Source organism: Symbiobacterium thermophilum IAM 14863 (assembly GCF_000009905.1).
In the GTDB taxonomy this organism is placed as follows: domain Bacteria; phylum Bacillota; class Sulfobacillia; order Symbiobacteriales; family Symbiobacteriaceae; genus Symbiobacterium; species Symbiobacterium thermophilum.
The window spans coordinates 3,234,331-3,252,798 of sequence record NC_006177.1 but is presented as its reverse complement, the minus strand read 5'-3'; the positions used below and the strand labels follow the sequence as shown (position 1 = coordinate 3,252,798).

The following is an 18,468-nucleotide window of genomic DNA, read 5'->3' as shown; positions in this document are numbered from 1 at the left end:
CAAACCCGATGGAGGTGTTCCAGAGTTGGCTCAGCCTACCTACCACATTGCCTGCCTCCCGGGCGACGGGATCGGTCCCGAGGTCACCCGGGGGGCAGTGACCGTGCTGCAGGCAGCCGCGGCTGCCTACGGTTTCCGCCTGGAGTTTTCGGAGTACCTGGTGGGCGGAGCCGCTTACGACGCTGTGGGAACCCCCTTTCCGGACGAGACGCGGGATGCGTGTGACCGCGCGGATGCCATCCTCTTCGGCGCCGTGGGCGGTCCCCGCTACGAGGGGCTGCCGTGGGACCTGCGCCCGGAGGCCGGCCTGCTGGCCATCCGGAAGCGCTACGACCTGTACGCGAACCTGCGTCCCATCCTGCTCTACCCCCCGCTGAAGGACGCCTCGCCGCTGAAGAACGAGATCATCGGCGGCGGCGTCGATTTCATCATCGTGCGGGAGCTGGTGGGCGGCATCTACTTTGGCGAGCCTCGGGGCATCGAGACCCTGCCCGACGGCACTCGCCGGGGCGTGAACACCGAGGTGTACACCGACGCCGAGATCGCCCGCATCGCGCGCATGGGCTTCGAAATCGCCCGGGGGCGCAGGCGTAGGCTGACCTCGGTGGACAAGGGCAACGTGATGGAGGCCGGCAAGCTGTGGCGGACCGTGGTCGACGAGGTGGCCCGGGAGTTCCCCGACGTCGAGGTGGAGCATCTCCTGGCGGACAACGCGGCGATGCAGATCCTGCGCCGCCCCGGCGATTTCGACGTAATGCTGGCCTCCAACCTGTTCGGGGACTTTCTCTCCGACGAGGCGGCCATGCTGACCGGCTCCATCGGCCTGCTGCCCTCGGCCTCGCTCGGGGCGGCGCGCAACCGATTCGGCCTGCCCAAGGGCTTCTATGAACCCATCCACGGCTCCGCGCCGGACATCGCCGGCCAGGACCGGGCCAACCCCCTGGCCGCCATCCTCTGCGGCGCCATGCTCCTGCGTCACTCGCTGGGCCGGGAGGACGCGGCCCGGGCGGTGGAACAGGCGGTGGCTGCGGTCCTGGAAGAGGGTCTGCGCACCGCCGACATCACCGTGCCCGGCACTGCGGTCCTCGGCACGGCGGCGATGGCCCGCGCGGTCGCCGACCGGGTCCACTGACGGGTACGGGGGCTGTCTCCAGGGTCATCGGGGATGACCTCGGGACAGCCCCCGGCGCTTACTCGTCGTCGTCGTCCTTCTCCTTGCCGCCGGCGTTCACGTTCACGTTGACCTTCTCCAGGATTCCGGGGATCTTCTCCATGATCTTGTCGATGGCCGTCCCCCGGCCCAGCGGCAGCACGGAGACCTCGCCGTCCTTGATCACGATGACCGCCTTGGCCGCCAGGCGGGCGCCCCCGCCGCCGCCCACGCCCGAGCCGCCCTGCTTCTCGTCGCGTCCTTCGCCGCCGCCTGCCCCGAAGCCGAAGGTCAGATCCATCACCGGAATCAGGGTCACGTCGCCGACTGTCATGGGTTCGCCGACGATGGACTTAATGTGCAGGTGCTTCTCCAGGGTCGCCATCACCGAGTTCAGCATCTCCGCCGCCATATCAGGCTCCTCCTCTCAGTAAGATGGTCCGCAGGGGTCTGAAGCGGATTGTGCCGACGAGACGGTTCCAAACCGCCGGCCGGCGCGCCACGTGCCACGCAATGGCCGCCAACCGGAACCCGTAGACCCGCCCGGTCAACTCCCCGCGCCCCACCAGGCACGGCCGTTCGAAGTCGGGGGTGAGCCGCAGGGACCGACCCAGGCCGGCGCTCCAGCGGATCGCCTCGCAGAGGCCGGTGAGGGCGGGATCAGGCAGGCCGTAGCTCCCCTCCGCCGTCAGGCGGACGCCCAGGCTGCGCCAGAGCCGGCCGGGCAGCTGCACGGCCTCGCGGGCGAGGGTCAGCAGCAGTTCGGGGTCAGGCTTGGTCCGCCCAGCCTTCCGGCCCGCTTTCCGTTTCGTGGCGCCCGGGGTCTTCGGTCTGTGTCCTCGGCCGCCCTTGTTGCCGCCGCGCACCGGAAAGCCCAGGACCCGCACCTCCGGCTGCCCGAGACGGCCGTCCGACCACTGCGCGCCGGCTGTGACCGGCAGCAGCCCCCAGCGGAGCCGGAGTCGCCATTCGGCCCGGCCGGCCAGCGGGCTCTCCCAGTCGTCCGCCGCCAGGTCCGCGCGGCCGCACAGGCGCAGGTCGAAGGGGACGAAGAGCAGGACGAGCACCATCAGCACGGCCAGACCGAGGAGCAGAAGAAGCGCCCGGAGCAGGACCGTGCCTGCCGCCGCCAGGATCGCCAGCAGGTCAACCGCCCCCCTTCCGCCTGCGCCACCGGCGCTTCAGCGTTCGCACCAGCCCTTCCGCCCCCCGGTGGCCCAGCGCGGTGAGGGTCCGGGCAGGCCTGGCGAAGGCGGGGTTGGCCGTGAGCCACAGGGTCGAGAAGGCCCACGCCGATGCGGGCGGCGCCTCCGGTTGCCGGTGGCGCCGGTGCTCGGCCAGCAGGACCTCGGCCAGGGCGTCCGGATCCTGCGCGGGGTCCGGGGCGAGCGTCGCCGTGCGTCCCAGGTCCCAGTAAAGGCTCTTATAGAAGCCGGCCAGGCGGCGGCATGCCCGGCACTGCCGCAGGTGCGCCTCCACCAGCGCGGCCTCCGCCGGATGCAGGGTGCCGTCGACGTAGAGCTGGACCAGCTCCTCGTCGCACCGCATCGTCGCCATCATTCCACCCCCTCGGTCTCCAACCGGGCCCGGAGCGCCCGCCGTGCCCGGAACAGGTAGGTCTTCACGGTGCCGACGGGCAGGTCGAGCATCCGGGCGATCTCCTCGTAGGCGAGCCCCTCCTGGTGCCGCAGGACGAGCGCCATCCGCCAGAGCGGCGGCAGGTCCGCCAGGGCCCGCTCCAGGTCCAGCATCGTCCAGGCCGGCTCCGTGCCGTGGGCCACGAGGAGGGCGGCCTCGGGCAGGTCGTCCAGCGACAGGTGACCCCTGCGCCGTTTCAGGTGGCTGAGGGCCAGGTTGGTGGTGACCCGCCGGAGCCATGGCCAGAGGGGGCGGCCCGCGTCGAGGGAGTCAATGGCCCGCACCGTCCGCAGGAAGACCTCCTGGGTGAGATCCTGCGCGTCCTCCCGGTGCTGGACGAAGGCATAGGCGGTGCGGTAGACTCTCTCCTGATAGGCTTCCACCAGGCGGCTGAAACCCGCCCGGTGGCCCTGCTGGCACAGCTGGATGATCGACGCGTCCCGCTCCATGTGCGAGCCCCCCTCCGGCCCTCTCCTCTCCAATACCGCCTACCCCGGCGGAAAGTTTCAGCTGTGCGAGCGAGAAACCGAGATTTCCGAAGGAGACAGACCAAGCATGCTCGTTGCCCTGTACCTGGCGGCCATCGTCGCCGCCAACCTCTCCGTGGTGTACTTCGGCCCGTACGCCAGCATTATCAACTCGTTCGTCTTCATCGGCCTGGATATCACCACCCGGGATGCCCTGCACGAGCGGTGGGAGGGCAGGAACCTCTGGGGCAAGATGGCCCTGCTGATCCTGTCCGGTTCCGTGCTCTCCTGGCTGCTCAACCGGGATGCGGGGCGCATCGCGCTCGCCTCGTTCACCGCGTTCGCGGCCTCCGGGGCGGCCGATACCGTCGTGTACCACCTCCTGCGCCACCGGCCCAAGCTGTGGCGGGTCAACGGTTCCAACGCCGTCTCCGCGGCGGTGGACTCCGTCGTGTTCACCTCCGTCGCGTTCGGCAGCTTCATGCCGCTGATCATGGCCGGCCAGTTCCTGGCCAAGGTCGCGGGCGGCTACCTGTGGGCCCTGGTGCTGAACCGGGTGTACTGGCGTCGGGCGCAGGCCCAGGAACGGTGATCCGTCCGGGCTATCCCCGAAACCCTTTTGTAGGGCGAAGGGTCTAGGGTCTTCGCCCTATTTCCCCCTCGACAGCGCCGAATTCTTCTGGTATATTTGAGAAACAAAGTTTCGTGCGCGGTTGAGAGGGGTGTGGGGGATGCGCTACCTGAGCGGCTGGATGTACGGGGTGGGGGCCCTGTACCTGGCGATGGCGTTGGTGTTCAACCCGCTGCTGCTCTCCTATGCCATCCCGACCATGGGGCTGGATCTGGAGCCCGGGGGCCAGCGGGTGCTGATGGACGGCGTCTTCTTCATCGGCGCGATTGTGGCGGTGCTGGGTGTGTTCCTCCTGCGGGGGGCCAGCAGGCCGCACCTGAACCGGGAGCTGGTCAAGCTGGTCATCTGGGTGGAGCTGATCGCCGGCCTGGTGCTCAACCTGTACCTGGCCCTGCGCGGCTACGGCCATCCCCTTGCCCTCGTGGCCTTCGCACTGCTGCACGGCGCCATCGCCCTGGTGGGCCGGCATGCGCTGGTCACCTGCCGGCGCCACCTGACGGCGGTAAAGCCGCTGAAGCGGGCCAGTTGAACCGCTGACAATCCGACCGCGATCGAAGCCCCGGAGGCAGCACGCCTTCGGGGCTTTGCGCACACAGGGCGGCGGACCGGCTACCGCCCCAGGAAATCCTCCAGTTTCAGGCCGAAGAGCTGGGGCGGCTCGAGCCCCAAGGCGACCAGATACTGCCCGATCTGCGAGCGGTGGTGAATCTCGTGCTCGGTCATCATCATGAGCAGGCGCCACGCGCTCACGGTTGCACCGAGGGGCGTGGTCCGCTTCTCCTGCAGCACACCCGGGTCTGCCGCCCGCAGTCTGGCCATCGCCTCCTCGTGAGCGCCCATCAGGTAGCCGAGTGCCTCGTCCTTGGTGGAGCCCAGCTCGCGGCCGTGACCGGGATAGGCCCAGCGCCCCTCGATGGCGCCCTCCACGAACATCCGCTCCGTGGCGGCGATGTGGCGGATCAGGTCGCCGAAGGTGAACTTGCCGGGCTGAGGCGCGAAGTCCATCCGATCCTCCGGAATCGCCTGGATGAACGCCAGGGTGCGGCCGCGCACCGATTCAAAATAACGGGCGAAGTCAGCGGGACTGGTCAGCATCCGAAAATCCCTCCCTTTTCCCCTTACCTAAGAGAACGGGTGAAGCGCGGCGGTGGTTCGGCCTGTGGCCCCCGCGGCTGAAACGGCCCGCGTCGGTACCCACGTCTGAAGGGTAGGAGGACGGGCGAGGCCGCCCTGCGTTCCGCAGGCGCTGTCGCGGCCCGGCTCGGGAGGTGCGGAGGATCGATGAAGGCACTCACGCTTCTGCTCGTGGGCCTCGTTCTCGCCGGCTGCGGTGGCGTGCTGCCGGGCGCCGGCGGCCCCGGGGGACCTGGTGGGGCGAGCGACCCGGCCCGGCCGGAAAAGGTGGACCCGAACCTGGCCAGCGCCGCCGACCGGTTCGGCATCCGCCTGCTCCAGGAGGTGCACCGAGAGCGGGGAGCCGGGAACCTGTTTCTGTCCCCGGCCAGCGCCCAGATCATCCTCAGCCTCGCGGCCAACGGCGCCCGGGGCGAGACCCGGGAGGAGATGCTGGAGGCCATGGGGTACGGGGACATGGATCTGGGCGCCGTGAACCGGGCCATCGCGGACCTGCGCGGAATCCTGGCGCACCCGGGCGCGGGCGTCGAACTGACCGCTGCCAACGCCGTCTGGCACCAGAAGGGGATGACGGTGGCCCCCGCGTTCCGGGAGGTCGCGGTCCAGCAGTACGGAGCGCAGGTGCGGGAGACGACGTTTGGCGAGCCGGCGTCCGCCGAGGCCATCAACCGCTGGGTCTCCGACCAGACCCGGGGGCGCATCCCCCAGCTGGTCGAAGGGACTCGGCCCGACGACGTCATGTGGCTGGTCAACGTCCTCTACTTCAAGGGGGCGTGGCAGAAGCCCTTCGACCCCGCCCGCACCTACGACCGTCCCTTCCACCTGCCGGACGGCGGCACGGCGGAGGTGCCGTTCATGCACCAGACGGCCGTCTTCGGCTACTTGGCGGAGGACGGGCTGGTGGGCGTACGGCTGCCGTACGGCGAGGGGGACCTGGCGCTCTACGCCTTCATGCCCGACGAGTGGGAGGGCTTCGTGGAAGGGCTCACCCCGGAGCGGTACGCCGGCTGGGTGGAACGGATGGGCCGGCAGGAGATCCGCCTCGCCTTCCCCAAGATCCGGCTGACCGACCGGGCTGAGCTGGCGGATCCCCTCGCGGCCATGGGCATGGAGCGGGCGTTCACCCCCGGCCGGGCCGACCTCGGGGGCCTGTTCGAGGGCAGCCGGGAGCTGTTCATCAGCCGGGTGATCCAGAAGACCTTCCTGGAGATCAACGAGGAAGGCACGGAAGCGGCGGCCGCCACCGGTGTGGCGGTGACCGTCACCAGCGCACCGGCCGGACAGCCCCCGGAGGTGGTGTTGGATAAGCCGTTCCTGCTGGCGATCCGGGACGACCGCACCGGCGTCACCCTGTTCCTGGGTGCCATCGCGGATCCGTCGTAGGGGGGGGCAGCCGTGCGAACCATGCATCCACGACGTTTCGGACCCATCGCGGTCGTCGCGGCGCTGGCGGCGGTCCTCATGATGACCGGGTGCGGCAGTCCGGGGCTGGCGTCGCCCCCTCCCCGTCCCGACGCGGTGGACCCGGCCCTCTCGGAGGCCGCCGACCGCTTCGGCATCGAGCTGCTGCGGGCGGTGTACGACCAGCGGCCGGATGCGAATCTGTTGTTGTCGCCCGCAAGCGCCTGGGTGATCCTCAGCCTCGCCGCGAACGGCGCCCGGGGGGAGACCCAACGGGAGATGCTGGCCGCCCTGGGGTATGGCGATGCGGAGATGGGGGCCGTAAACGCGCATATGCGCGACGTGTGGGGCATCATGGCCAACCCCGGCCGGGGGGTGAAGCTGACCGCGGCCAACGCCGTCTGGCACCACAGGGACTTTGCGGTCGTCCCGGCCTTCCGGGAGGTGGCCGCGAAGCAGTACGGCGCGGAGGTGTTCGGCACCACCTTCGGCCGGCCTGAGGCCGCGGCGGCGATCAACCGCTGGGTCGCGCGACGGACACGGGATCGCATCACAGACCTGATCGACCGAACTTACGCCGAGCAGCGCATGGCGCTGGTCAACGCTCTCCACTTCAAGGGCGAGTGGCAGGAGCCGTTCGACCCCGACCGCACGGAGCCCGGGCCCTTCCGCAGGCCGGACGGGAGCGAGGTGCAGGTGGAGTTCATGCACCAGACCGAGACCTTCGGCTACCTGGCGGAGGAGGGGCTGGTGGGCGTGCGAATGCCCTATGGCGAGGGGGACGTGGCGCTCTACGCCTTCATGCCGGACGAGTGGGACGGCTTCGTGGTGGGGCTCACCCCCGAGCGGTTCCGGGGCTGGATCGACGCGCTGGCCGAGACGCGCATCCGGCTGGCCATGCCGAAGGTGCGCTTCACGGACCGGCATGACCTGAGCGAAGCGCTTCAGGCGCTGGGCATGGAGCGGGCCTTCGACGACCGACGGGCCGACTTTGGCGGCCTCCTGGTCACCGACGAACCGCTGTACATCGGGGCGGTGATCCAGAAAACCTTCCTGGAGATCAACGAAGAGGGCACCGAGGCGGCCGCCGCGACGGTTGTGGGGATAACGGCCGGCGCCGCACCGCCCCCCCAACCGCCGGAGGTGGTGCTGGACAGGCCCTTCCTGCTGGCGATCCGGGACGACCGAACGGGGATGACCCTGTTCCTGGGCGCCGTCGTGAACCCGTGAGAATTCGGCCTTTCCCTGTCCGATCCCGGACAGGGAGGGGCCGTCTCGTTGTGGCCGTAACATTTGCAATGCTATAGTCTTGATCAACACCACAACGCTGGGGAGGGTGGCCATGCAGCGTCTGGAGGGTCCTGGTGTTGCCTTCGTCCCGCTCTTGCTCCGCATTCCCCTCGCCGCCGTCTTCCTCTTTGCCGGTTGGCCCAAGCTAACCAACCTTGCGGGAGCGGCGGCTCTGTTCGGCAACTTCGGCCTGCCGGGCTGGCTGGGCCAGTTTGCCGCCGTGCTGGAGGTCGTGGGGGGCCTTCTGCTGCTCCTGGGGCTGGGCACCCGGGTCATGGGGCTGCTCTTCTTGATGGAGATGGTCGTGGCGACGGCCCTCGTGAACTGGGGGCAGGCCTGGGCCGGCGGGACGTTCGACTACACGGCCGTCCGCATGCAGATCACGGCGATGTTCGCCTGCCTGGCGCTAGTGCTCACCGGCGGCGGTGCGGCCTCCCTGGATGCCCTGTGGCTCCGCAGGCGGAGCCAGGGCGCGGCAGACGGGGCGGTCATTCGCCGTTGAACGCGATCGAAGGCCGAACAACGATCGGGGCTGTCCCAAGCAGGATCATCTGCTTTCGGGACAGCCCCGATGGCGTTGCCCGGGTTCTACTCGCCGACCTTCCTGGCCTCCTCCAGCACCGCGGCCGGGATGTCGAGGCCCAGGGTCTCCACCGCCCGGGTGTTGATGATCAGGCTCAGGTCCTCGTTGTAGCGCACCGGCAGATCCCCGGGGTCCTTGCCCTGCAGGATCTCGGCGACGACCTCGGCGGTCAGCCGGCCGTGCAGGTAGTAGTCCAGGCCGAACGTGGCGAGGGCTCCCTGCTCCACGTAGCTGTCCACGGAGGAGATGGCCGGGATCTTGTGGGTGTTGGCGATGTCGATCACCGCCTGGACCCCCTGGGCCAGGGTGTTGTCGGTGATGAGGTAGAACCCGTCCACCCGGCCGACCAGCGACTGGGCGGCCTGCTGCACCTCGGTGGCGTTGGCCACCGTCGCCTCCACGATGTTCAGCCCCAGCTCCTCGGCCGCGACCTTGATGTCCTTCATCAGGGCCACCGAGTTGGCCTCGCCGGCGTTGTAAATTACGCCCACGTTGGTCACGTTCAGGCCGAGCCGGTCGAAGAGCTCCATCTGGATCTTCACGGGCACCAGGTCCGAGGTCCCCGTCACGTGGCCGCCGGGCTTCTGCAGGTCGGAGACCAGGCCGGCGCTGAGCGGGTCGGTGACTGCGCTGAAGACCACGGGGATCGGGTTGCTCCGGGTGGCCTGCACCACGGCCTGCGCGCTGGGCGTGGCGATGGCGATGATCAGGTCCTTCTTGTCGGCGACGAACTTCTCCGCGATCTGCTGCGCCACGGGCTGTTCGCCCTGAGCCGACTGGAAGTCGATCTCGATCTGCTTCCCGTCCTCATACCCGGCATCCTTCAGGCCATCGATGATGCCCTGCCGGGTGGCGTCCAGGGCCGGATGCTCCACGATCTGGGTCAGTCCGATCCGAACCCGCCCATCCGATCCGGAGCTGGGATCGGATCCGCTGGTCCCCTGCGGTTGCGATGCGGACCCGCCACACCCGGCCAGCACGAGCGCGGCGGCAAGACACGCCAACAGTACGCGACGCACGGCAGATCGCCCTCCTCTGTTGCCTTCCGGACTTCTCTCTATGTGCGAACCCCTGGGGAGGGGGGATCGCCTAATGGGCGAGCACGGCCCGATCGTAGCTGAACTCCTGGCCCCGCACTCGTTCAAAGGCCTGCCGAAGCCCTTCGATGGTCAGCCCCTGCTTTTCCGGACCGCTGAGCGTGAACAGAATCCGGCCCTCGTGCATCATGACCAGCCGGTCGCCGAGCCGGATGGCCTGCTCCAGGTTGTGGGTGATCATCAGGGTGGTCAGCCGATGCTGGCGCACCCAGCGGTTGGTCAGCTCGGCGATCAGCGCAGCCGCCCGTGGGTCGAGGGCCGCGGTGTGCTCGTCCAGCAGCAGGACGTCCGGCCGCTGCAGGGTGGCCATGAGCAGGCTCAGCGCCTGGCGCTGGCCGCCGGAGAGCAGCCCCACCTTGTCGTCCAGCCGGTTCTCCAGTCCCAGGCCCAGCTGGGCCAGCTCCTCCGCGAACATCCGGCGCCGGGCGGCGGTCAGGGCCCACCGCAGGCCCCGGGACCGGCCCCGGGCCAGGGCCAGGGCGAGGTTCTCGGCCACGGTCAGGCTGGGGGCGGTGCCGGCTAGCGGGTTCTGCAGTACCCGGCCGATGCGGGCTGCCCGCTGCACCTCGGTCAGGCGGGTGATGTCGACGTCGCCCAGCAGGATGCGCCCCCGGTCCGGGGCGATGACGCCGGCCACCGAGTTGAGCAGGGTCGACTTCCCGGCGCCGTTGGAGCCCACGACGGTGACGAACTCGCCGGGCGCCAGGGTGAGGTCGACGCCCTTCAGGGCCCGGATCTCGTTGACCGTACCCGGAAAGAAGGTCTTGTGCACGCCTTCGATGGTGAGCCCCGTCACCTGGCTTCACTCCCTTCCGGCAGCCGGATGGTCCGCTTGATCTGCGGGATCGAGAGGGCGATGACGACCAGCGCGGCCGTCACCAGCTTCAGGTCGCTGGCCTGGAAGCCGGCCCGGAGGGCCAGCGCGAAGATGGCCCGGTAGATGATGGAGCCCAGCAGCGCCGAGAGGGTCGCCCGGAAGACGGTGGGGGAGCCGAAGAGCGCCTCGCCGATGATGAGCGCGGCCAGCGAGGCGACGATGGTGCCGATGCCCATCTGGGCGTCGGCGAAGCCGCTGTACTGGGCCACCAGGGCTCCGCCCAGTCCGACCACGGCGTTGGAGAGGGTGAACGCCAGCAGCCGCATGCTGTCGCTGCTGACCCCGAGCATCCGCACCATGGCGTCGTTGTCGCCCGTCGCCCGCAGCGCCAGCCCCAGCTCGGTGCGGAAGAAGAGGTTCATGAGCAGCACCAGCAGCGCGGCGACGCCGGCGAACAGCGCCAGCCTGGCCCAGCTGTTGTCCGGGACCAGGGTTTTCAGGGTGAAGAGAGCGATGTTGGAGCGGCCCATAATGCGCAGGTTGATGGAGTAGAGCCCGGTCATGGTGATGATGCTGGCCAGGAGCGGCTGCACCCGCAGGCGGGTGTGGATCAGACCCGTGATCGCGCCGCCCGCAGCGCCGGTGGCGAACCCGGCCAGCGTCGCGGTCACCGGGTGGACGCCCATCGTCAGCAGGCGGGCTGCGGTGGCCGCACCGGTGGTCAGGGTGCCGTCCACCGTGAGGTCCGGCACGTTCACCACCCGGAAGGTCATCCAGACGCCCAGGGCGACCAGCCCCCAGACCAGGCCTTGCTGCAGAACGGGCAGCAGGAAGTTCAGGATGAGTTCCATGAAGATGCCTCCAATCGGGAACAATCTTTCGGATTCAGAAAGGAGAAGGGCCCCCGAAGACGTGGGCGGCCCAGGGTTGGCGTTCCGGCGTGGCGAAGACGTTTCCTTGACGCGTGCCCTTGCAGAGAAACGCTATACAAGTCTGCAGACTTGGGCACTATGATACTTTACCAAGTTGAAGCATGTCAATAGGCAACGGCCAAACGGTCAGACTTCCCCAAGTCATGCAGGCTTTTCGGTTTCTTTCGCATAATTTAGACGAATGTTCGCGCTGGTTGGTTCTCCGCGGCCGGGCAGGCGTGCCGGGAGATGCGCAGGTGCCCGCAGGGCGGGTCCGCCCACCGCACTGCGTGGGGCCTCCCTCCGGAGCAAAGGGCAGGATGAAATACGAAAGAGTCTGGGCTATACTGAGGGTATGGTCAAGCGAATTGGTCCCATTCCGGAAACGAAGCCGCGTTCCTGGCGGCACAGGCTGACGGCACCCCTTTCCGCCGCGGCGAGGCAGGTGGCGGAGCTGGAGGAAGGGGTAGGGCTCCGGCTGCTGACCGAGCGGCTGTCGGCGATGGACCTGGGAGAGCGGAGCGTGCTGGTGGTCCGGCCCACCCTCGGGTTCATGACCGTCGACCTCTGCCTGGTCGGTCCGGGCCGGGCCCTGGTGATCAACGCGCTCCACTGGGCGGGCGACATCGTCCCGGGCCCGAAGGGCGAGTGGCGCGGCGCAGGGGGGAAGGTGGATCTGGGACGGCCGGACCGCAGGGCGCGGGTGTTCTGCGAGCGGCTGGCCTTTACTGGCCGTGCCCGGGGGATCGTCCTGGAGCCTGTGGTGGTGTTTACGGCCGGCGCCGCGCGCTGCCAGGGAACCGAACCCGAGGCCACCCTGGTCCAGTGGGACGAGCTGGATGCGTTCGTCGCGGGGCGGATTCCTGCGTCCGCGGTCGGGTTCCCCGCGGCCGACCTGATCCGGCTGATCAGTCCGCCGGGCGCCGGGGGGACGACGGAGTAGAGGAGGAGCGCGATGCACCTGAACCGGTTCTGGTCCTCTGTCTGGACGGTGGCCGGCTTCCTGTTGCTGATCACCCTGCTGCAGATGATCGCGGACCAGGTCGTGACGCTCTTTGGGCTGCTCGGCAGCGTGGCACCCAGCGCCGCCCGCTGGGCGGTGGCTGCCAGCCACGCCGTCGTGCCGATCGCGGCCAGCCTCACCTACATCGACTGGCGGTGGGGCTGGAAGGCGGACAACGCCGGCCTCAGGCCCACGTTCGCCGCCCGCTTCTGGTTCCTCCCCGGCCTGGCCGGTGGGCTCGCGCTAGCTGGCCTGGCCTTCCTGCTGGGCGGGTGGGGCCGTATGCCGCAGCTGAACCTGGGGGTGGAGTCCCTCGTGCAGGCGGCGCTTACGTCCGCGGCCCTCTTCGGTGTGGAGCTCATCCTGCGCGGCATCGCGATCTCCCGCTTCGAGCAGGACCTGTCGGGCCGGGATGTCCTGCTCCTCGCCCTGGTGACCCCGGTGGCGTGGGTGGTCCTGACCGCGCTGTTCGGCCTGGGCTGGCCGGCCCCACAGATCCGGGCGCAGTTCGGCGGGCTGGCGGGCCTCACCTTCTCAGCGCTGCAGAGCCTGCTGTTCCTGCAGACCCAGTCGGTGTGGCTGGTGGCGGGGGTGCACATCGGGCTCTACCTGGGTCGGAACGTGCTGGGCCTGGACTACGGCCAGGCCGGGCTCCTGCTGGTCACGGCCGTCCCGGCGGCCCTCCTGCTCTGGCGTGAGCTGAACCGCATGCGGACCATCCGGCCGGCGGGCCCGCGCCCGGGCAAGCGCCGGGTCGCCTACGGCAAGACCGTGCGCGGTCCCTGGGGGCCGCACTAGGGCGGCGGGGCGTGCATTTTTATGCTTGCGCTCTGCATAGATATGCGTTACACTCTTTCCTATCCAGGGAAGGAGGACGCGTGTCGTGACGGTGACGACCCTCAAAGGGAGGGATTTCATCTCGCTCCACGACTGGAGCAGGGACGAGCTGGAAGAGGTGCTGGAGCTGGCGATGTGGCAGAAGGCCCGCCTGAAGGCGGGCATTCGCGACGAGCCGCTGAAGGGGAAGCAACTCGGGATGTACTTTGCCAAGCCCTCGACCCGCACGCGGCTCTCCTTCGAGGTCGGCATCCGCCAACTCGGGGGCGATGCCCTGTTCCTCTCGGCGCACGACCTGCAGCTGCAGCGCGGCGAATCCATCGCCGATACCGCCCGGGTGATGAGCCGGTTCCTCGACGGCATCATGATCCGTACCTTCTCCCACCGGGAGGTGGTGGAGCTGGCCGAGTGGGCGACGATCCCCGTCATCAACGGCCTGACCGACGAGGAGCACCCGTGCCAGGTGGTGGCCGACCTGCTCACGGCCCTGGAACGGTTCGGCACGCTGCCGGGGCTCAAGCTGGCCTACGTGGGGGACGGCAACAACGTGGCCCACAGCCTGATGGACGGCGGCGCGAAGTTTGGTATGCACGTCGTGGTCGCCAGCCCCGAGGGCTACCAGCCCGATCCCGCGCGGGTCGCCCGGGCGCAGGTGACGGCGGCGCGGTACGGCGGCCTGGTCGAGGTCGTGACCGACCCGGTCCTGGCGGTGACCGGCGCCCAGATCGTGTACACGGACGTATGGGCCAGCATGGGCCAGGAGGCTGAGGCCGAGCAGCGGAGGAAGGCGTTCGCCGGCTACCAGGTGACGGCGGAGCTCATGCGGTGCGCGGCGCCCGAGGCGATCTTCATGCACTGCCTCCCGGCCCACCGGGGCGAGGAGGTGGCCGCCGAGGTGATCGACGGCCCGCAGTCCGCGGTGTTCGACGAGGCCGAGAACCGGCTGCACGCGCAGAAGGCGATCATGACGTTGATCATGGCCTGAGCAGCCCGGGTAGGAGAGAAAAAGAAGCAGCCAGCACGGCGATCGTGCTGGCTGCTTTTCCACTCTGTGGTTAGGCTGTGGCCTTTGCCGTGGCGGTCTCCTTGCCGAAGATGCGGGTGAGGAAGCTCCGCCAGATCGGCCGGAACCAGTAGTCCACGCCGATGTAGCCGGCGTAGGCGCCGCCCAGGGCGACCAGGATGAACTCCAGGATGAGCAGATTCGGGTTGCTGCTGATCGTGCCGCTGAGCAGGAAGGCGAAGTTCATCACCATGCCCATGGTGGCGGCGAAGATGGTGGCGAAGCCGAGGATCAGCGCCAGGCCGACCAGGAACTCGCCGACGGGAACCAGGAAGTTGAACAGACCGACGTTGGGAAGTGCGAACTTCTCCAGGAACGCGGCCCACCAGCCCTGCACAACCGGCTTGGCGCCTTCGGAGGCGGGCACGGCCTTGGCGATGGCCCCCTTCAGGAAGCCGGAGGCGTCGAACCCATCCACCAGCTTGTGCCAGCCGGCGGTCAGCCACTGGTAACCGACGTACAGGCGAACCACGAGCCAGATCCAGCTGCCCTTGGGACCCTTGAAGTACTCGAACATGCTTGCTTCTCCTCCTTAGAGAAATACCGCCCGATGATGATACCCAGGGGATGATAGAAAACCGACCGGGAACTGCAACTGATGTTCACGTTTCTAACGAACTTGTTACAGCCACACTGTAACATCGGAGCGCACGTCCGCGCCATCCTGCGTTCTGATTATTCGAGGGCTAGTACTTTGGCACTACCTGCGGGTGACGAAAGATCTCCGCGAGAGCCAGGTGGCACCGGGGGCGCGGGCGCCGTCCCGCTCCAAAACCGACCGCGACCGGGTCCGGACCCTACTGCGATCGCGGTGATTTCTCCCCATGGCCTGTCCGTTCCGGGGTGTGTTACCCTCAGGGCAGGAGATGTGCTGGGGGTGAGCACCATCACCGGGCTGACGCCATTTGGCAGGCTGTTTTCACCCAAGCGTTCCCAGCCTCCCGTGAATCCCACCGCGCCGGAACGCTCATGCGGCCAGTGCATGGCGTGTGTGGCGGCATGCCCTTCCGGCGCGCTAACGCATCCGGGCGACGTCTGGCGGCTCGACCTCTCCATCTGCCTGGGGTGCCGGCTGTGTCATCTGGCCTGCCCGAACCCCGACTGAACTGAACCGAGGATGCCGGCCCCGCAGCGGGGCCGGTTTCGTCATGTTTCCCGGCAGGTGAGCGAAGGCGCCCCGTACAGCGGCAGGACCGGCTGTGCGGGGCGCCCTTTCGCGCGCGACGAGGCGACTGATGATTTGGTGTCCAGAAAGATCCCTGAATGTGATAAAGATAACTAGTGTTCTCATAGGGCGAAAGGAGGAGTTATGGGTGGACATTCAGAATACAATGGCCCTGATGAATGGCCATTCATTCAGTCTCCGGGGGATTCGGAACCGCACATGAGGGGGAGGGGAGGACGTGTCCAGCCCATATGCCGCCAAGCCCTGGCTGAAGGCCTATCCGCCGCAGGTGCCGCCTCAGCTGGTCTACGAGGACAGGGCGCTCTACGACCTGCTGGTCCGGGCCGCGCAGAGGCACGGTGACGCGACGGCGACGGTGTTCTACGGAGCCCGGCTCACCTACCGGCAACTCCACGAGCAGGCCCGGCGCGTCGCCTCGGGGCTGATCCGCCTCGGCGTCCGCAAGGGCGATCGGGTAGCCGTCATGCTGCCCAACTGTCCGCAGGCGGTCATCGCCTACTACGGGGCTCTGATGGCCGGCGCCGTCGTCGTCATGGTCAACCCGCTCTACATGCCCCGCGAGCTCCGGCACCAGGTGGACGACAGCGGCGCCCGGGTCATGATCGCCATCGACCTGGCGTACCCGAAGGTGAACCAGCTGAACCTGGAACACGTGGTGTACACGGGGATGCAGGACTACATGCCGGCGCCGGTCAGGTGGATCGCCCCGCTGAAGCTGAAGCCGCCCCGGATCGCTTACCGCAAGGGGGTGCTGCCGTGGGCCAGCCTCGTGGGCGCCGAACCGATCGCGGAGCCCGTGCCCGTGAACCCGGCCGACGATCTGGCCCTGCTCCAGTACACCGGCGCCACCTCCGGCCTGCCCAAGGGGTGCATGCTGACCCACCGCAACCTGGTGGCCAACGTGCTCCAGACCGAGGCGTGGCTGTACAGAGCGCGGCGCGGTCCCGCGCTGGTCACGTTGGCCGCGCTGCCCTTCTTCCACGTCTACGGCATGACCACGCTGATGAACTTCACAATCCACGTGGGCGGCACCATGGTCCTGCAGCCCAAGTTCGAGGCCCGCGAAGCGGTGAAGCTCATCCAGAAGTACCGTCCTTCCATTTTCCCCGGCGCGCCCACCATGTACGTCGCCCTCAACAACCTGCCAGATGTGCAGAAGTACCGGCTGGATTCCATCGAGGCCTGTATCTCGGGGGCCGCACCGCTGCCGGTGGAGGTCCAGGCCGAGTTCGAGCGGCTGACCGGCGGCCGGCTGGTGGAGGGGTACGGACTCACCGAGGCATCGCCGGTGACCCACGCCAACCCCATCTGGGACCGGCGCAAGGAAGGGTCCATCGGCCTGCCGTGGCCTGACACGGAGTGCCGCATCGTGGACCCCGAGACCGGCGAGGACGTGCCGGTGGGCGAGGTGGGCGAACTCCTGGTCCGCGGCCCCCAGGTCATGAAGGGGTACTGGAACCTGCCGGAGGCGACGGCGGAGACCCTGCGGGACGGCTGGCTCCACACCGGCGACATGGCCCGCATGGACGAGGAGGGCTACTTCTACATCGTCGACCGGAAGAAGGACCTGATCATCGCCGGCGGCTTTAACATCTATCCCCGCGAGGTGGAGGAGGTGCTCTACCTGCACCGGGGCGTCAAGGAGGCCGCGGTGGTCGGGGTGCCCGATCCCTACCGGGGGGAGACGGTGAAGGCCTTCATCGTGCCGCGCGAGGGGGTGACCCTCGACCCTGAGGAGATCAAGCAGTTCTGCCGGCAGCACCTGGCGGCGTACAAGATTCCGCGCATCATCGAGTTCCGGGACGAGCTGCCCAAGTCCCTGGTCGGCAAGGTGCTGCGGCGGGTGCTCCTCGAGGAGGAACAGAGCCGGAAGGGGGTCGTGTAGTGTCCGTACGGGGCGGCGACAAGTACGCCGCAATCCTGGATGCCGCTCAGCACGTGATCGCCCGACAGGGCTACCACAACGCCCAGATCTCGCGCATCGCCGCGGAGGCCGGCGTCGCAGCGGGAACCGTCTACCTCTACTTCCAGAACAAGCCGGACCTGCTCGTCTGCCTCTTCCGGGAGCGGCTGAATCTGCTGGTCAGCGAGATCAAGGAAGCCATCGGGGACGCGGTCGATCCCCGCGAGAAGCTCAGGCGGGCCATCGCGCAGCACCTGCGGTCCCTGGGCACCCGCCCGGAGCTGGCCGCCGTCACCCAGATCGAGATGCGCCAGGCGGACACGCAGGTGCAGCAGCAGATCAGCAACCTGATGAAGGGCTGGTTCGCGGTCATCGACCAGATCATCGCTGAGGGGCAGGCGTCAGGGCTCTTCACCCGTGAGGTCCCGGCCAAGCAGATCCGCAACCTGATCTTCGGCACCCTCGACCAGACCGTGACCGCATGGGTGATGTCGGGGTACAAGTTCGACATCCTGGCCCTGGCTGAGCCCACCTATCGGCTCATCGCCCATGGCGTGATGCAACACCGCGAAGGAGGCGTGGGGAATGGAGATTCTGGTTCTCCTGAAGCAGACCTTTGACACAGAAGCAAAGGTAACCGTGAAGGATGGCCGCGTGGTCGACGACGACGTTACGCTGGTGATCAACCCCTACGATGAGTACGCCGTGGAGGAAGCCCTGAAGATCCGTGAGGCCGTGGGCGGCACGGTCACGGTGCTCTCCGTCGGTCCCGCCCGGGTGGATGAGGCCCTGCGCCGGGCGCTGGCCATGGGCGCGGATGAGGCGGTGGCCATCGAGCCGCCGGCCGATGCCGACGAGTACGTGACGGCCAGCCTGCTGGCCGCCTGGGCCAAGGACAGGAAGTTCGACCTGATCCTGGCCGGCAACGTCTCGGTGGACACCGGCGCCGGCCAGACCGCCCTGCGGGTGGCCGAGGCCCTGGGGCTGCCTCACGTGGCCGCCGCCCTCAAGATCGAGATCGCGGGCAACACGGCGACGGTCCACCGGGATGCCGAGGGAGACACCGAGATCGTGACCGTGCCCCTGCCGGCGCTGATCACCGCCCAGCAGGGCCTGAACGAGCCCCGGTATCCGTCGGTGCCGGGCATCATGAAGGCCAAGCGCAAGCAGATCGCACGGCTGTCCCCGGCCGACCTGGGGGTCGACGTCGCACCCAAGACGGCCGTCACGTCGGTCTACCAGGCCGAGCAGAACCGGCTCAACAAGATGATCGCCGGCACGCCTGAGGAGCAGGCCCGGGAGCTGGTCCGCCTGCTCCGCAACGAAGCCAAGGTTGTATAGGGGAGGGCGCGAGAGC

General features: G+C 68.5%; 22 protein-coding genes. 13 read left to right on the top strand and 9 right to left on the bottom strand.

The window, feature by feature from the left end; all coding sequences use genetic code 11:
- Window positions 1-25 precede the first annotated feature (25 nt).
- The gene (leuB, locus tag STH_RS15085) at window positions 26-1,132 is read left to right on the top strand and encodes a 3-isopropylmalate dehydrogenase (RefSeq protein ID WP_011197150.1); all 1,107 of its coding nucleotides are present in this window, start codon (window positions 26-28) and stop codon (window positions 1,130-1,132) included.
- Between the two features lie 58 nt (window positions 1,133-1,190).
- Here the strand turns inward: leuB and STH_RS15080 are convergent, their stop codons facing one another.
- The 4 genes from STH_RS15080 to STH_RS15065 form a co-directional block, all read right to left on the bottom strand.
- Window positions 1,191-1,562: a GerW family sporulation protein gene (locus STH_RS15080; RefSeq protein WP_011197149.1), complete on the bottom strand. Its 372-nt coding sequence runs from the start codon at window positions 1,560-1,562 to the stop codon at window positions 1,191-1,193.
- A 1-nt stretch (window position 1,563) separates the two neighbouring features.
- Window positions 1,564-2,220 (bottom strand): DUF2953 domain-containing protein, encoded by a 657-nt coding sequence (locus STH_RS15075; protein ID WP_011197148.1) that lies wholly within the window; start codon window positions 2,218-2,220, stop codon window positions 1,564-1,566.
- 76 nt (window positions 2,221-2,296) lie between these two features.
- The gene (locus STH_RS15070) at window positions 2,297-2,707 is read right to left on the bottom strand and encodes an anti-sigma factor family protein (RefSeq protein WP_011197147.1); all 411 of its coding nucleotides are present in this window, start codon (window positions 2,705-2,707) and stop codon (window positions 2,297-2,299) included.
- On the bottom strand, window positions 2,707-3,237 hold the full coding sequence (locus STH_RS15065) for an RNA polymerase sigma factor (RefSeq protein ID WP_011197146.1): 531 nt from the start codon (window positions 3,235-3,237) through the stop codon (window positions 2,707-2,709). Before STH_RS15065 ends, STH_RS15070 begins: the two co-directional genes overlap by 1 nt.
- 106 nt (window positions 3,238-3,343) lie before the next feature.
- On the opposite strand from STH_RS15065, the gene STH_RS15060 reads away from it, so the two are divergent.
- On the top strand, window positions 3,344-3,847 hold the full coding sequence (locus STH_RS15060; RefSeq protein ID WP_011197145.1) for a VUT family protein: 504 nt from the start codon (window positions 3,344-3,346) through the stop codon (window positions 3,845-3,847).
- 139 nt (window positions 3,848-3,986) lie between these two features.
- The gene (locus STH_RS15055) at window positions 3,987-4,415 is read left to right on the top strand and encodes a BphX family protein (RefSeq protein WP_043714314.1); all 429 of its coding nucleotides are present in this window, start codon (window positions 3,987-3,989) and stop codon (window positions 4,413-4,415) included.
- Window positions 4,416-4,495: 80 nt separating this feature from the next.
- Here STH_RS15055 and STH_RS15050 read toward each other — a convergent pair whose 3' ends face one another.
- Window positions 4,496-4,981, bottom strand: a complete 486-nt coding sequence (locus STH_RS15050; protein WP_011197143.1) for a DinB family protein — start codon at window positions 4,979-4,981, stop codon at window positions 4,496-4,498.
- 186 nt (window positions 4,982-5,167) lie between these two features.
- Between STH_RS15050 and STH_RS15045 the strand changes: the two genes are divergently transcribed.
- From STH_RS15045 to STH_RS17570, 3 genes are all read left to right on the top strand, one after another.
- Window positions 5,168-6,403 (top strand): serpin family protein, encoded by a 1,236-nt coding sequence (locus STH_RS15045; RefSeq protein WP_043714312.1) that lies wholly within the window; start codon window positions 5,168-5,170, stop codon window positions 6,401-6,403.
- A 21-nt stretch (window positions 6,404-6,424) separates the two neighbouring features.
- Window positions 6,425-7,651: a serpin family protein gene (locus tag STH_RS15040; protein WP_242654551.1), complete on the top strand. Its 1,227-nt coding sequence runs from the start codon at window positions 6,425-6,427 to the stop codon at window positions 7,649-7,651.
- Window positions 7,652-7,763: 112 nt separating this feature from the next.
- Window positions 7,764-8,213, top strand: a complete 450-nt coding sequence (locus STH_RS17570; protein WP_011197140.1) for a DoxX family protein — start codon at window positions 7,764-7,766, stop codon at window positions 8,211-8,213.
- A gap of 86 nt (window positions 8,214-8,299) precedes the next feature.
- Here STH_RS17570 and STH_RS15030 read toward each other — a convergent pair whose 3' ends face one another.
- The 3 genes from STH_RS15030 to STH_RS15020 form a co-directional block, all read right to left on the bottom strand.
- The gene (locus STH_RS15030) at window positions 8,300-9,313 is read right to left on the bottom strand and encodes an ABC transporter substrate-binding protein (RefSeq protein WP_011197139.1); all 1,014 of its coding nucleotides are present in this window, start codon (window positions 9,311-9,313) and stop codon (window positions 8,300-8,302) included.
- A gap of 70 nt (window positions 9,314-9,383) precedes the next feature.
- On the bottom strand, window positions 9,384-10,187 hold the full coding sequence (locus tag STH_RS15025; protein ID WP_011197138.1) for an ABC transporter ATP-binding protein: 804 nt from the start codon (window positions 10,185-10,187) through the stop codon (window positions 9,384-9,386).
- On the bottom strand, window positions 10,184-11,059 hold the full coding sequence (locus tag STH_RS15020; protein WP_011197137.1) for an ABC transporter permease: 876 nt from the start codon (window positions 11,057-11,059) through the stop codon (window positions 10,184-10,186). Before STH_RS15020 ends, STH_RS15025 begins: the two co-directional genes overlap by 4 nt.
- 505 nt (window positions 11,060-11,564) lie before the next feature.
- Here STH_RS15020 and STH_RS15015 point away from each other — a divergent pair.
- The 3 genes from STH_RS15015 to argF all read left to right on the top strand — a co-directional run bounded on the left by STH_RS15015 (window position 11,565) and on the right by argF (window position 13,944).
- The gene (locus STH_RS15015) at window positions 11,565-12,062 is read left to right on the top strand and encodes a nuclease-related domain-containing protein (protein ID WP_148205607.1); all 498 of its coding nucleotides are present in this window, start codon (window positions 11,565-11,567) and stop codon (window positions 12,060-12,062) included.
- A gap of 12 nt (window positions 12,063-12,074) precedes the next feature.
- Window positions 12,075-12,920 carry a hypothetical protein gene (locus STH_RS15010; protein ID WP_011197135.1) on the top strand — a complete coding sequence of 282 codons (846 nt, stop codon included), beginning with the start codon at window positions 12,075-12,077 and terminating at the stop codon, window positions 12,918-12,920.
- A 91-nt stretch (window positions 12,921-13,011) separates the two neighbouring features.
- Window positions 13,012-13,944, top strand: coding sequence for an ornithine carbamoyltransferase (gene argF / locus STH_RS15005; RefSeq protein ID WP_011197134.1), 933 nt, complete (start codon window positions 13,012-13,014; stop codon window positions 13,942-13,944).
- A 70-nt stretch (window positions 13,945-14,014) separates the two neighbouring features.
- On the opposite strand, the gene STH_RS15000 is transcribed toward argF, so the two are convergent.
- On the bottom strand, window positions 14,015-14,539 hold the full coding sequence (locus tag STH_RS15000) for a DoxX family membrane protein (protein ID WP_011197133.1): 525 nt from the start codon (window positions 14,537-14,539) through the stop codon (window positions 14,015-14,017).
- 81 nt (window positions 14,540-14,620) lie between these two features.
- Here STH_RS15000 and STH_RS20000 point away from each other — a divergent pair, with 81 nt between their 5' ends.
- The 4 genes from STH_RS20000 (at window position 14,621) to STH_RS14985 (ending at window position 18,452) form a co-directional block, all read left to right on the top strand.
- Complete coding sequence (locus STH_RS20000) at window positions 14,621-15,127, top strand: DUF362 domain-containing protein (RefSeq protein ID WP_148205606.1); 507 nt, start codon at window positions 14,621-14,623, stop codon at window positions 15,125-15,127.
- A 298-nt stretch (window positions 15,128-15,425) separates the two neighbouring features.
- Window positions 15,426-17,093, top strand: a complete 1,668-nt coding sequence (locus STH_RS14995) for a long-chain-fatty-acid--CoA ligase (protein ID WP_011197131.1) — start codon at window positions 15,426-15,428, stop codon at window positions 17,091-17,093.
- A complete protein-coding gene (locus tag STH_RS14990; RefSeq protein WP_011197130.1) occupies window positions 17,093-17,731 on the top strand; it encodes a TetR/AcrR family transcriptional regulator in 639 nt (212 codons plus the stop codon). Before STH_RS14995 ends, STH_RS14990 begins: the two co-directional genes overlap by 1 nt.
- Window positions 17,697-18,452 carry an electron transfer flavoprotein subunit beta/FixA family protein gene (locus STH_RS14985; protein ID WP_011197129.1) on the top strand — a complete coding sequence of 252 codons (756 nt, stop codon included), beginning with the start codon at window positions 17,697-17,699 and terminating at the stop codon, window positions 18,450-18,452. The genes STH_RS14990 and STH_RS14985 overlap by 35 nt, the downstream gene beginning before the upstream one ends.
- The last annotated feature ends 16 nt before the right edge of the window (window positions 18,453-18,468 follow it).